This window comes from Sphingobacterium puteale (genome assembly GCF_003627955.1).
GTDB classification, from domain to species: domain Bacteria; phylum Bacteroidota; class Bacteroidia; order Sphingobacteriales; family Sphingobacteriaceae; genus Sphingobacterium; species Sphingobacterium puteale.
Genome location: NZ_RBWS01000005.1, coordinates 13,097 through 27,573, shown reverse-complemented (window position 1 = coordinate 27,573; position 14,477 = coordinate 13,097). Strand labels below are relative to the sequence as shown.

Here is a 14,477-nt window from a genome sequence, read left to right as displayed (position 1 = left end):
TCGCAGATCTAATGGCTAATTTTTTCCGTTCAGCGAAGCTTGGGTTCTTTCGCTTGTTTTTTGTTCTATCAGCAATATGTCGAAATTAATTTTTTTTGTTAGATTATTTATTTTCATTCTGACCCCAAATCAAGATGTTTGCAATATTATTCACCTTAAATTCCACTGCTAGACTCTCTAATTTTTCGGAGAAAAAATGTAGCTGATTTAATAAGATTATCAATGCTTTTTTTGTGGTTTGATAATCAAGTTCGATTTTGTTTTTTGAAAAATATGGAAAGAAAGGTTCGTCGTTATCGTCGCAGAAAATGGTAATCCTTTCTTGATTTTTGGTGATTAGGGGTGAAGGGTGGCACTCCAATAGTGAAAAATCTTCGAAATTTTCATTTAGTATTTTTTTCCATTGTTGGATTTCTTCTAAGAGGCCACAGCATTGAGGATACAATTCGACCTGTCCATTAATAGAAATTGCGTACCCGCCAAATAGTGAGCAAGAGTCTTTTATGGGCATGTCTCCAATATGTAATTTGATTATAGTTCTTAGATCCTCGACCTTAATGTCAAAAAGTCTATATTGGTAAATTCCTGTTGCGATTGGACGGGGGATATCAATATAGTTTTTCTTTAATTCATTTTCTTGATATAGATCCCATTCTTTCGTATTTGTAAAGGAGGTTCCCCTAGGCACTATATTGCTTTGGGCTCCCTTTAAGGTAGGAAGTTCAATTAGTGGTATAAAATCTATTTTGTCCATTAACTTCATTTATGGTGAATCTCATATATCCAGTTTTTGGGAGGACTTGTCATCAAAAAGTACAATGTAAGAGAATACATTGTACTTGACAAATTTCTAGTTTAAAAAACAGAAGCAAAAAGCAACAATAGTGGGGGCTAGTCATTGCCGGATTCGAACCGGATAATCTTGTTGATTTTACAACTTCATTATTCCTCCCCTTAACGGTGACGAAGTAACTATTGTTTACGGCATTCTGTTTAGAATCAGAAAGGCAACTGACGAAAAGAGTTTTTTCCGACGTTTTCGATATTGTTTATCTAGAACTGATCGGAAGCAGGATTTGAACCTGCCATTGGACCGAAGTAACTCTTTTCTGCGGCACTTATCCAATTTTATCATAAAGCAAGGTAACTAACGAAAAGAGACTGTTTTTCCTGCTCTACCAACTGAGCTACTCTATATACCTATAGAGACAGGACTCGAACCTGTGACACGGGCAACCCAAATGCGAAGTAACTCTCTTCTACGACACTTGCTTATTTTATACTGCGGGATGATCTTATATTTCAACTTGATGGATATGTTCGACAGCGGATAGGGCATTGTCCATGCCAGAAAGTATATCAAACACTTTATCCGACCAGCCCGCTAACAGGTAAACATCATTTTGCTTCACATCTATAGGCTGTTTTCCATATCCCCCCAGATCGAATAGATAGAGTTTCGCCTTTGGAGCTAAACTTTTGTAATTATTCCATGACTTTTCCAAAGAATTACCATTATAATTACTATCCCATAATTGACAGTCAGTAAATATCATGACCTTATCCACGATCTTCTTTCTACGGATTAGATCGTCCACGACCAGGTATCCATTTGTTGAATAGCCCACTTCACCTTCTCGTTTGTAATATTCCATTACATTCGTCAGCACTCGATGTTTAGGCATATTGATTATCTTGTATGTATCACCGAATATCCCTGTTGTTACATCTTTACACTGTGACTGCAATAGCATTGCTAGCATTAAGCCTACATCATACAGTAAAACCGTACTTTTTGCCGAAATAGGCTTTTGCATAGATCCTGAAACGTCACAGGCAATCACAACCGAAGTCTCAAAACCGAAGCCTTTTATATTTCTGGCACTGCATAACGTGGCATCTTCCAATGCTGTTAATACAGTTGACGTTAAACCCGATTTTAGCACTTTCAACTCTCTATAAGCTGAAAGAAACCTGAACGGAAGTTGTCTAGAGTTGAGTACTGCTTGCTCATTCGATAGATAATTGCAGACCATCAAAACATGTTGTGCTGATATGTTAGCCTCCAGTATATTACGAAGATTTCTGAGCAAAGCCATGTACCCCATTTTTTTACTTTCGATCAACTCTTCCCATTTTCTGGTGAAAGCATCAGATCTGGCCAAAGCGTTATCAAAATTTTCCTGACCCAATTTAGAAAGCTCCGTTTCCCAAGTATAGACGGTCGAAAGATTATCCGCTGCGATCCTGTCAAAAATAGCCTGCTGTTGATCGTTCTTAGGGCTAGGGTGTACAAGAAACAATGCATCCTTTAACTTAATTTCAGCTTCTCTGTTATATTTTGCAAACTGGTATTCATCAAATCTGTTAAAAGAGGCTCCAAGACCTTTTTGGATTTGCTTAGAAAGCCTACTTAACTTCTTCGCTCCATTTCTGTTATTTGCAATCTGGTAATAGGCCAGAAGTTCAGTTATCTCGTCAGCACGCAATATTACCCGGCTCACTGCTTTACTAACGATCGACTCGCCAGAGGCTTTCTTCGCTAATTCGACAGCTATTACTATCGGGATGGACCTTAAGTTCATCACTGTACGTGCATAGATGGCCAGTTTGGCAACAAATGTCGATTCGCATGTCATGACCAGTTCCTTGATTCGATTTAATCTACTGTTGCCGCTTTCATAAAATGAATCATTCAATCCAGTTGTGACTACCGTAGTGTACAATTCCAGTTCTGGTGTCATGAGGTAAGCCTTTGCTTTTTCATGATTCGTAACCAGCTGTTTTTTAGTGTTAAGGAAGTTGAATTTCATAATCATTGCATTATCGTTAAACATTTCTGCCAGACTATTCTGAACTGACATCACAAAATTGCAAGCACCTCTACGCAGTAGATGTACGCAGTATATAGAAAGAAAATAATTTTATGTATATGGTTGATTGTTAGGTTTATATTTTTTTTATTTCAAAAAAATATGGGTTTAGCATATTTAAGTGCGCAGCTTTATTGCGTAGTATTACTTCAATCTGTTTTATCTCCCTCGCGTCAAGGGCAAGCAACGTTATAAAAAGAACCGTAAATGTGTTAATGTCAGACGGTCGGGTGGAAAAAAGTTTTCAAGTCAGGGGTTATCCAAGCAAATACATTTTAACACCGGGAGGGAAGCTGATCACTATGCCATTCGGTTTTGACTGGCAGCCGCTGTTAGAAGAAGTCGCCACTTTCTGATGTACATCAACACGATGAAAAAGTAGTCATTATTATTTAACTATACTTTCAGGTAGTATTGAATTTTGTAGATAACTAATATCTGGAGTGGTCCAAAATTTTAGATTTATTGTTTGCATCGTTCCGTTGTCGTGCCACTTCCCATCTGAATCTTTGATCTGAAGTGTCCATTTATAGGCTATACTATTTTTGGAAAACTCTTGAATTCTGACCAATCCTACTAAAGCAAAAATCAGCTGACTGAGCATTTCATCGATTTCTTCTTCGGTATTTTCATAATGCCAATGAAATGAGCCAAAATGGAGTGTATTCTCTCTTACATTTGTTTGTAGAGTAATGTCAAAACCATATTCGTCATTACGATAAATTTTAAGTTCGTCGTTCTTTCCCTTTTGGAATTTTACCGAAGGATATTTTGTGAGTTCCGCAACAACGATGTCAATTATATTGTGGTCTGTCATTTATTTATTTATTTATTTGAATAGATTCATTGTTCAAGACCGTTTATTCAGCTTGGATTTTCTATATAACCTAATCATACCACCAATCCATAATTTCATTGGTAAATGATTCCGTATCTATCTCATGGTTGGAAAAGCCATATCTCGACACCAGCCCGCTCGCAATAATCTCTCTGATTTTTATTATATGGGCCCCTTCTGATAAATGTTTTAGTAATTTATGTGCCAATGCATTAAGTTCATCCAATGGTGCGCCAGGGATTAAATTCCAGGACTTAATGATCTTCCTGATAATTCTTAGTTGACCGTTATATTGGTTTTGTAGAAACTTTCTGTCCATATCTGAATGCCAAAATCAGTATACTAAAAGGTTGTGGCGGAAAAAATTATTTCTTCATTAGCTCTTCAACTAACTGAAGTTTTACAGTTTCCAAAATTCCTTTCGGGTCGTCAACGACTATTTTCCCAAAAATATCCTTTTTAATTGAAGCATTGTTACCGTGATTGTCACTTGCCTCGTAATTTCCAAATATATCTTTTCTTACAGAAATACGATTTCCTCTATTATCATCAATTGCTTTGTTCCCTAGGACATCTGTCGTTACCGATGTACGCTTACCATTGCTACTTTGTATACTAAGGTTACCAAGCACATCCTTTGATACAAAGGTACGGTTTCCTTTATTGTCAGAGATTTCCAGATCACCTAGAACATTTTTGGATATTGTACTGCTGTTTCCATCGTTGTCACGTATTTCTAAACCACCGAAAATATTTTTGGATATAGTCGTTACATTGCCTTTATTGTCATACATCTCTAAGTTGCCATGTATGTTTTTAGCGATTGTAGAAGGACTTCTGTCCAGATTAGGAACATCGAAATCACCATTGTTGTTTTTCCGGACTGTGATCTCATTTCCATCCTCATCTTTTACTATAATATTTCCCGAAAAATCCTCTTTTATTATTGTTTTTGCACCATATTTATCTTTTGCTGTATAATCACCGCCGTAGCTTTTGCTATATTTTACGCTTTTACGCCATTTATCAGAAACGGTAACTTCTCCCCAGGGATCTACTTCAATCTGAATAGAGCTTTTATCTAAACCTTCTAAGATTGCCAGCTTGGTAATGTAATTTTTTACATTATTCGAAAGTGTGTCTGATCCTTATCTAAAACGGTTTTTATCTGATGAAAATTCACCTTTTACGGTAATGCTGGAAAGCAACAAGGCAAAACTAAATAGGATATATATACGTATCATACGACTGTGATTTGATGTTTAATATACGCTTTTTTGATAAGAAAATAAAGTGAGTGATGTTAACTCGTTTAATCCTGGTAGATAAAATCTCAGGCTCTTTCAAAAGTGTATTTTCCCGTCTGTAAAAGGGGATTATTATCTCATAAGTGAAAAATAAGGGCTGGTTGTGTTTAAATTTCCTATATTTAAGCATCAGAGAAAAGAATTTATAATACGTTAAGAAAAAATGTTTAAGCATTTAAAATACATAGACGGGACATCAGATAAATTTTGGGAAATACAAACAGCTGGTGCGACACATACGGTTACCTATGGTCGAAATGGAACGGCGGGACAAAGTAAAAGTAAAACCTTCGATTCGGAGGAAGCCTGTCTAAAGGATGCCGAAAAACTAATTGCGGAGAAGACTAAAAAAGGCTATTCTGAAGATGGTACAGTAGATGCTGATAGCAAGGAAAAAGGATCAGCTGTTCGACCGCCAACGGCTGCCAGCCAGCGAAAAGAAGAGGCGATAGCAGCACTGAAGTTGCTTATCAAAGAGGCGAGGATGGCAGATATCATCCCTTTTCTGGAGGAATATTCCAGTGGCAACCTTGAAATTTTAAAAAAAGAAATTCGTGCAGCCAAGCGATATTGGGTTGATTACAGTGATCTCTCCAAAGACCCTGAATTTAAAAATAAGGCACAGTACAACTGGGGGACACGAGGCACGAAGGAGCAACAGCGTACAGTAAAATTACTAGCGCTCGCCACATTTTCGGGCTCGGATGCCGGTAATTGGGATATTTTTTATGAACTTTTGAACCAGGCCCGGAGTAAGGAGGTGATACAGATCCTTGCCTATGCCAAGCCCAAATGGCTGGGCGGATATTTATTACAGTTGGTTCGTAAAAATGATTGGCAGCAGATTAAATACGACAATCTCCGTTTTTTGGAGCAAATGGGACATGTTGATTTTGAACCAGAGCTTTATGCAAGTTCAATTTCTAGTTTTAATAATTATGAATCAAAAAGTTTTTTTGAGCTTCTGACGACAGATGAATTGACGGTCCAACGGGATATCCCTTTGGTATTTGCTTATGAAACGGGCATTCACAGTACGTATTGGAATTATAATTATCAGAATACGGTCAATGAACTGTTATGGGATAAGGTGTTTGATACCTTGTTGAAAAACGGAAAAATTGATCCGGAACTCATCATCACTGGAGCGCTTGAAGCTCAAACCAAAAATTGGAATAATAATCTAAAAAGCTATTTCAGAAAGCTTATTGAACGGATGAAGCTTTCCGAGAATACAGTGATTGAACATCAGCAACAGTTCTTTCCCTTATTGCATGCTGAACATAGCGCTGTGATCAATTTTGTGGTCGATTATCTAAAACCATTCTTCTCGCATCGTGATTTCCAGTTACAGGAATTTTTAGATTGGGCCGAACCGATCTTTATGCGGACTGATATTAAGACAAGTCTTAAAACTCTTTTGATTCAATTTGATAAGCTATTGAAACAAAAACCGGAATGGCAGGAGCGATTTGTTTCGCTAACGTCGGATATCTTTATGATCTCGGATTTGCAGTTACAGGAAAGGGCGGCGAAGTTTATCTTAAAAAATCAGACGGAGCCTTCAGAAGAACTATCCGGTAAGCTTCAGTTATATAAAGCCCAAATGATGGGTACAGTGGCTGTTGACCTGAAGCATCTTTTACAAGAAGATGGATATTCTGAAGATGAAATCCTAGCAGAACTGAATGGTCAATCTTCAGCGCAATATAGTTATCAGCCAACAGAAGTTCGTTGCCTGAACGAAGCTTATGAATACCCACAGACCTGGAACGAATTATTTTTCAAGGTGGGGGAGGTAATTGGTGGTTCTGACCCCATTCAGGTGGAGATCTTAATGAATGCATGGGTGCAACAAACGGCTGTTTTTCCAGCAGACTATCAGATACAGCTGGAACCTTACATTAAACAACTGACAGGAGCCTATCGCGAATCTTCCTGGTACAATCATTTCTCAGGGACCTTCATTAATATGTATTATAAACCCACTGTCGTATATAAAGATAAGGATCGGTATCACAATTACTCCAAATGGGTCAGTCTGATGGGTAGCCAATTGGAACTATTGCAACGTTATCGGATTGATGGTATCCGCCTGCCGCTTTTGAGTTTGCCGACACATAAGCCATTTTGGATTGCACCGAGCGTTCTCGTTGAGCGTATTTTGGCTTATCAGGAAGCAGGAGTGAAGATCAATTTATTGGATTTGTCCATAGCCCTGAGCCGTACTGTCCGTGAAGATTTAGAAGGAATTGAAGCCCTGATAAAACAAATAAATGAACAGCAGGTACAGGATGTGATCAGCTATGCCCTGGGGCTGGATCCGATGAAGGTTCAGCAGCAATCTTGGCTTAAAAATTTATTGTCTTCCAAAGATTCCGATCCGGTCAATTGGATTGGTGTATGGGCTACCGTGGCGCGCACGCATCATCGGGATGCCTATTTTGAAGAATTTTCCAAGGAGCCTTTAGCGAATATTCCTTTTGCTGCCCAGCCATTCCGTCCGGCATTGAAAATAGAACCAACCTATTATAACGGTTATAACTACACAACTAGAAAATCGGAACAGGTGTATAACGGTGATAAGCTGACCTATCATTTTCCGTCTTACAAACAGGGAGCTGAGGCCTTTTTGTATCACAAAGATATTTTCAACCGTGGGAACGATACTTTACTGTCTTATTATTTGTATAGGGCGGATGTCCCCTATATGCATAGTTTGATGCCGCAGAATACGGAAAGTCTTTCCATGTTTTTAACGATGGGACTGAATAGTAAAAGTGATATTGGGGGAAAATCTTCGGCAGCTTACCTACAGGAGATGCTGTACGACTTTTTCCGTTTTGATCAGCAGTCCAATCTATACCTGGCAACTTCACTCTTCAATAAAGAGAAAGAGGTGCGTGCGATGGCTGTTGAAGTCATTCTGGCTGCAGTTAATGAAAATAGGTTAGACACCACTGTATTAGGTAAACAATTGGGAATGCTGCTGAGCAATGGTTATGGCCCGATCGGTCGTTGTGTTGAAGTGCTGGAACAATGCCGCGATATATCTTCGAAGCATAACAATGCCCTATTGCAGTTATTGGATGTGGCTTTTGCGCATTATAATATTGCTGAAAAAATGCCGACCAATTTTAAGAAAATCATCGAATATTATTACGATTTGATGAACAAGGAGCAATATCATTTTCCAGATGATCTTCAGCAGGTTTTTGGGAAACTGGAAATATATAAGAGTTTACAACCTATTTTGAAAAAAATAATAAAATAATAATATGGCAGAGCAAGATTTAGCGATTAGCTATGCAAGAAATTCACAACTGACCCAGCAATCGGGCATACAACAATTGGTATTGGCACATCAGTCGGAATTGGCAGAAGTCGCCAATGTACCTTGTTTCTTTTGGGGGAGTTTGACGGATCCTTTACTGACATCCAAATGTTTGTTGACCTTGTCGAAAGTAGTGCGGTCGAGTTTCGGCCCCGTACCTCCGAGTTTGCGGGATCCTATCGTTTCAGCTGGTACCAATCAGATTCGTTTTGAGGGCTTCTCTTCCTGCAATGGTGTTTATGCGCGCCTGGATTTATTGGAAGATGCTATTGATGGTGAGTTTATTACAAGTGGTACAACCAATGTGGATTTTAATGAACCTATGCTCAATGCGTTAAACGCTGTCAAGAAAACCGAAAAGATGGTGTTGGGAGTAGGAAGCAATGAGGTTGCCATTAGTACTGATAAGGCCAAAGTGACTGAAAAGAAAGTGACTTTGCCCCCGCGTTGGATCAAAGGGCTGACTTCGGTTCAGTTATATTTGGCGGGAATGGAGCTACAGTTTGAATTAAATAAAATTCAGCTTATCCAATTATTTCAGGGTATTCCAAAAGGGAATGCGAAAGGAGAATTCTATTTGACGAAAAGAGCTAACCGATTTGTGTTTTCCCCTATAAGTACAGGTGATGCGGTACGTATTGGTGGTATACAGCGATTACGTTTACTGGAGGGGTTGCTGACCTTCGCAGATAAGTTGCTTGTTTATCAGGAAAAAGGAGGTGAAAGTGCGGCTTTTGTCGCCGACTTTGGTAAAATGAGACTGACTCTTGCCTTGTCACCAGATAGTTATCGCGGATTTTCGGGCGAAGGTAATGTATTGGAAAATATGATTAAGGCCGTTCCGGATGAATGGATTCATGCCGTCAACGGACTACTCAAATCCAACGAGTTATTTGATCCAACAATGCTTTCCATAGAGCACGATGTCGACTTTGACACGATGGACACCTTGTCAGCATCGTTATCTTCCATCGGGTTGCTGGGTTATGATCTACATAGCCATCAGCACTATTATAGACGACTGCCGTTTAAAATGGAACGTATCTTGGCATTGAACCCAAGACTAAAAAATGCAAAAAAACTCGTTGCGACAGCAGGTGTACAATTTGTTAAGAATACAACGGATTATATCGAAGCTAGAGTTGATGGATCAGGGGTGCAACATACCGTCATTATACAGGGTGACAAACATCAATGTACCTGCAATTGGTTTACCAATCATCAGGGAAAAAGAGGGCTATGTAAACATATACTAGCCGTCAAGATGTTGAATGACTAACCTGTTTGTTGCTTCATACGTTGCTTGCTGTAAAGTATGAAGTAACAAAATATTATAGTGGTCAAATATTTAAAAGCAAAGCGATAGGAGATTTGATCGGTTCTGCGTTGAACTAGTCTAAGATCTCCTCGTATGTCAATGTGTTTTTACTCTTTGATACACGGATAGTTATAAATGTCGGAGCGATACCTTTGCCATTGGGACGGTACATGGAATAAATATAGGAATCATTGTGGTGATAATTAGCCCGTAGCGTGTCACCTTCATACCTGTCTACCGCAGAGGTATGAACTTCTATTCTTTCATCCATTTTGTCACTCCAGGTACGTTGATCTATAAAAGATTGTTTGTCTTTTTCAGAGATAAATAGTTCAAATTGGTGTGTGTAATCTCTTAACCCGCCACTTTGGTTGGAAATAATTTTAAAATCATCGTTTAGCGTGATATGCTGTTCGCTGAGTAGTTTTCTTGCATCAGATTTAGAGAATAATAGATCATCAAATAGCAAGTATAGCGTGAATATAAGAAAAGGTAAGATTAAAACAATCGAGACGATAGTTCCCAATTTTTTACGGCCAGACTTTTTTAGGATCCAGTACATTAAATAGATGAATAGGCCTGGGATGCCAAACCATATCAAAAAAATCAGCGCGTATAGTGTATACATTTGTTAATCGTTATAATCCTAAAGCTCCTAATCCACTAATAATGTCTAAATAGATTTGCGGTATATGTACATTTCCAATATTTTTACGGGTGACATCGGTAATACCAGCATGTGAGATGCCACAGGAAGCATATATATGTTTAAAGTTGGCACCCCAGACTGTACTTTCTAATGGAACCATCCCATCATTTTTACCTACCAGTCGCCTCAGGTATTTAAAACTCAATGCATACAATAAATCATCCTGTGGCTTATTCATTGTCGAAGCAAAGCTCTGATAAAATACATTGTCCATATTGGGGTTGAGCTGGTTGAAAACACGCATTTCTTTTACACTGAGATCTCGGATTAGTTCGATTGGTGCGGGAGATTGACCACCAAATAAGAAAGAAATACGTTGAATCAGTTTTTTTGTGGCAGAATCCCCGGATAGATGTTTTTCCATTAGATAATCTGCTATTGGCGTTCCTAAGTGTGGCGTGGATATTGTGCTTAAGGAGGCCACCATTTGATGTCCGTTTAGCGTTGAAATAAAATGGCGGGCGTCTATCCCACCTTTAGAATGCGCGATGAGATTAAATTTAGTTGCACCTGTTTTTTCTGCAAGATTTGACAGATTTCTTTTCAGCATCTGCGCATTGTTAGCGACGGTGCCCCATCCATCGGTCTTGCCATAAAAAAATGAGATATTGTTTTTTTTGAAGGTTTTGGGAATCCTGCCCCAAAACAAACTACTATCTCCCGCAGCTGTACCATGGATCAATATGATGGGATATCTTAATTTAAAGGCAGTCATTGGCTTTTTTTACACATTTTCATCCATCCAATAGATTTTGCAAATCAGCTTTATCACCTTTATAAACAAGGAAAAAATCACTTGGATTTTTAACAAGGAGTTGAAAAATGTTTTTTCTTGGTCCTTGAGGAGAATATGCGCCACATAATTTAGTCATGTTTTAACCCTATTTCCATTCCCAGTTTTCATCGATAATATAACCGATCTTTAGAAAATCGGCCAATTCTTTCAATCTGCCGATGAGTACATTTTTATCTTCTATTTTTTCTTTATTTTGTGCTAATACATATCTTCTTCATCAATAAAATTATAACCAGTATTGATCAGCAGCTGGAGATATTCATCGAAACTATCCGCTATGACACGAAACTCATCAGGGTCATGCACGAAACGTACGATTTGCCCTCTTTTACCTTTTTCTGAAGGACTGAAATCCACAAATAATTGAGAAGTGCCACCATTGTTCATACAGTCTGAAAAATGAAGCCATTTTAAGTTAGCTGATTTATCAGTAATCTTGCTATCAATTTCCACGTGGTCATATTTCCGATCGATATAGTCAGCATAATAGGTATATGCAATAGATTGATTATCGATCATCTCTTTGGAAGAAAGCAGATAATAGGGATACTCATTTAAGTCAGAGCCTAGAAAGAAGAAGGCAATTTCTTCATCGGCGTAGGTTCTCCAGTAAGTCCCATCTACATACTCAAGCAGGTCTACGAGTGGCTGAGGGACATCTGGAAATATCTCGTTGAGCTGCTCCATGTCTGTTTTACTTGCCCCATGTTTGATCTGGTCAAAATGATTCCAAGTTTCAACACCATTGTTGTCATAGTACGCCTTTTTTAAGCCCAATAGATATTTTTCCGATATTTTCATTTACTTTTCTTCTAGTAAGGTGAAGTTAATCAAACTTTATGATAGAATAAAAAAGTAAATTGTAGTGTATTTCCTTTTCTGTCTGCTTTTTTATAACGAACCTAAAATTTTAAAATCTCGGAGAAGAACTAGAAAAAGATTGTTGCGAAAAGTTAAAAATGTTTTGTTAATAATTCATTAAATGGTTAATTTAATGAAAATTTTCATTATGAAATCTAATTGCCTATTTATTTTCCTTGTTGTTTTTCTAACAACGATAGCTACTCCTGTGTTTAGTCAACAAAATTTTAACTTTTCATTTGATCAACCGATTACAAATCCCTGGTTCAAGATTGGTGATACGACGGCTTTTAAGAGTGGTATAGATCACGATACGTATTATAGTGCAAAAGGAGCGCTTCGGATTGAAAGTATAAAGAAGAACAGCGCTTTCGGAGGGATTATGATGTGGTTACCATCAAATTTAAAGGGGGATTCCATTGAAGTGTCTGCGATGATCAAGCGTGAGAATATCATCTCGGGGTCTTATGTGTCGATGATGTTACGGATCGATCCCAAAGTCTTTTTCGACAATATGGCTAACCGCCAAATGAATGGGACAAAAAACTGGGAAAATATTAAGCTGAAAACTAAATTGGTGCCAAACCAGACCGAAGGAATATCCATTGCATTTTTTCTCTCCGGGGAAGGTAAGATGTGGGTTGATGATGTGCTCATTACTGTAGATGGTAAGGATATTACCAAAGAAGTAGGAATGTTTGTGCCGTTTGCGAAAGGGATCAGTGAACCCGCAAGTTCAGGGATCTCTGATTTTAATACTACGCCCGAGATTGATCAACGCTTAGTGGATTTGGGGAGAATATGGGGTTTCCTGAAATATAGACATCCCGCTGTGGCGCAGGGAAAATATGATTGGGATCAGCAGTTGTTTAAGTCCATTGACGCTATTATTAGAGTAAAGGATAATAAATCTGTTGAGGCTCATTATGCGATGCTCTTAGACAGTCTCGGTGCTACGGCCAACTATGCCAAGCCACAGCTTGAAAATGTGGTTCATGAGGTAGATTATAGCTGGATTGATGGTCTCTCTTTTAACAATGATATCAAGAATAAATTAAGACGTATTCGTTATAGTAGTTTTGATCAGCATCATTATTTTGATTTTGCTAAGGGTATAGGCAATGTCCTTTTTAAGAATGAAAAAAAATATGAAAATGTATTTTCTGCAGATGCTGGGTTTCGTTTATTGGCGCTCTTTCGCTTTTGGAATATGATCGAGTATTTTTCTCCTTATAAACACCTGACAGATCCGAAATGGGATGCCGTTTTAAAGAACGGCGTACCCGAAATGATTCTTAGTCGGGATGATCGTTCTTATGGACTTTCACTTCTCAAGATGGTATCCCAGGTTAAAGATGCACATACCGGACTCTGGAGCATGCCCAAAGGGCTGATAAATTATTATGGCAAGTACAGTATGCCGGTGGAGATCCGAATGATAGAAGGAAAAGCTGTGGTAACTAAAGTTTTCGATAGTGAGAAATCAGGAGATAAATTTAGGATAGGAGATGTGCTCATCAGTAAGGAACATAAAAAGATTGAAGAAATTAGAGATTCGCTTTGGGCTTACATGAGTACACCGAATGAAGCGGTGGCCAACCGTGACCTGGCGCGAAAGCTTGTGACAAGCAATAGCGAGATTGTGCCCTGTGAGTTAGTGCGTGATGGCCGGCCGATTAAAGTAGATATTGCTGCGCTACCTTCTAGCCAAATTAAACCTGCTACAAGAGATACGGTACCTTTTAAGATGCTGGACAATAATATTTTGTATATCAATCACAGTTTATTGCGTGGTAAGATGATCACAGTAAATATGGCAGACTGGAGCAAGGTAAAAGGTATTGTGATTGATGACCGCAATTACCCCGGTGATTTTTTAGTATTCAAGCTTACACCCTTGTTGTTGACCAAGCCTACTGATTTCGTTCGTTTTACCAGTACGAGTCTTCAATATCCCGGAACCTTTGTTATGAGCAGTCCATTACAAGTTGGGGAGAATACCAATGATTGTTATCGGGGTAAAGTAGCTATTCTGGTCAATGAAGATACGCAGAGTTCTGCGGAATATCATGTGATGGCTTATCAGGCAGCTTCTCATGTTAAGGTTTTCGGATCACAGACAGCCGGAGCAGATGGCAATGTCAGTTATATTGATTTGCCAGGTAATCAAAGGACAATGCTTTCGGGACTGGGTGTATATTACCCTGATCAGCGTGAAACCCAGCGTGTCGGTATTAAAATAGACCAGATTGTTAAGCCAAGTATTAAAGGTGTCCAGCAGGGCAGAGATGAAGTATTGGAAAAAGCACTGGAATATTTAAATAAATAAGTTTGGTCTTTATGATCGATGGTTGTGAAAGTGGGCGGACTTAAAATCGGATGCTATAAATTTATCTATTTTAAAAATAAATACTAAAATATTTAGTATTTTAATGGTGTTT

11 protein-coding genes and 1 tRNA gene are annotated in these 14,477 nt (G+C 38.4%); 3 read left to right on the top strand and 9 right to left on the bottom strand.

Annotation, left to right across the window (positions count from 1 at the left end):
* Positions 1–103: 103 nt before the first annotated feature.
* The 6 genes from D7322_RS05795 to D7322_RS05775 form a co-directional block, all read right to left on the bottom strand.
* Positions 104–754 (bottom strand): hypothetical protein, encoded by a 651-nt coding sequence (locus tag D7322_RS05795; RefSeq protein WP_147430297.1) that lies wholly within the window; start codon positions 752–754, stop codon positions 104–106.
* A gap of 309 nt (positions 755–1,063) precedes the next feature.
* Positions 1,064–1,192 (bottom strand) — tRNA-OTHER (locus tag D7322_RS28395).
* Between the two features lie 103 nt (positions 1,193–1,295).
* Positions 1,296–2,813 carry a TROVE domain-containing protein gene (locus D7322_RS05790; protein WP_121122750.1) on the bottom strand — a complete coding sequence of 506 codons (1,518 nt, stop codon included), beginning with the start codon at positions 2,811–2,813 and terminating at the stop codon, positions 1,296–1,298.
* A gap of 448 nt (positions 2,814–3,261) precedes the next feature.
* Entirely contained in the window at positions 3,262–3,690 is a 429-nt protein-coding gene (locus D7322_RS05785; RefSeq protein ID WP_121122191.1) for a hypothetical protein, read from the bottom strand.
* 70 nt (positions 3,691–3,760) lie between these two features.
* Positions 3,761–4,030, bottom strand: a complete 270-nt coding sequence (locus tag D7322_RS05780) for a hypothetical protein (RefSeq protein WP_121122189.1) — start codon at positions 4,028–4,030, stop codon at positions 3,761–3,763.
* Positions 4,031–4,076: 46 nt separating this feature from the next.
* Positions 4,077–4,505, bottom strand: coding sequence for a hypothetical protein (locus D7322_RS05775; protein WP_121122187.1), 429 nt, complete (start codon positions 4,503–4,505; stop codon positions 4,077–4,079).
* 676 nt (positions 4,506–5,181) lie between these two features.
* Between D7322_RS05775 and D7322_RS05770 the strand changes: the two genes are divergently transcribed.
* Entirely contained in the window at positions 5,182–8,292 is a 3,111-nt protein-coding gene (locus D7322_RS05770) for a DUF6493 family protein (RefSeq protein ID WP_121122185.1), read from the top strand.
* Between the two features lie 4 nt (positions 8,293–8,296).
* Entirely contained in the window at positions 8,297–9,631 is a 1,335-nt protein-coding gene (locus tag D7322_RS05765) for an SWIM zinc finger family protein (RefSeq protein WP_121122183.1), read from the top strand.
* Between the two features lie 112 nt (positions 9,632–9,743).
* Here the strand turns inward: D7322_RS05765 and D7322_RS05760 are convergent, their stop codons facing one another.
* The 3 genes from D7322_RS05760 to D7322_RS05750 form a co-directional block, all read right to left on the bottom strand.
* Positions 9,744–10,298, bottom strand: coding sequence for a hypothetical protein (locus tag D7322_RS05760; RefSeq protein WP_121122181.1), 555 nt, complete (start codon positions 10,296–10,298; stop codon positions 9,744–9,746).
* A 10-nt stretch (positions 10,299–10,308) separates the two neighbouring features.
* Entirely contained in the window at positions 10,309–11,094 is a 786-nt protein-coding gene (locus D7322_RS05755) for a lipase family protein (protein WP_121122179.1), read from the bottom strand.
* A 279-nt stretch (positions 11,095–11,373) separates the two neighbouring features.
* Positions 11,374–11,976, bottom strand: a complete 603-nt coding sequence (locus D7322_RS05750) for an SMI1/KNR4 family protein (protein ID WP_121122177.1) — start codon at positions 11,974–11,976, stop codon at positions 11,374–11,376.
* Between the two features lie 208 nt (positions 11,977–12,184).
* Here D7322_RS05750 and D7322_RS05745 point away from each other — a divergent pair, with 208 nt between their 5' ends.
* On the top strand, positions 12,185–14,365 hold the full coding sequence (locus D7322_RS05745) for a S41 family peptidase (RefSeq protein ID WP_183078616.1): 2,181 nt from the start codon (positions 12,185–12,187) through the stop codon (positions 14,363–14,365).
* Positions 14,366–14,477: the final 112 nt, after the last annotated feature.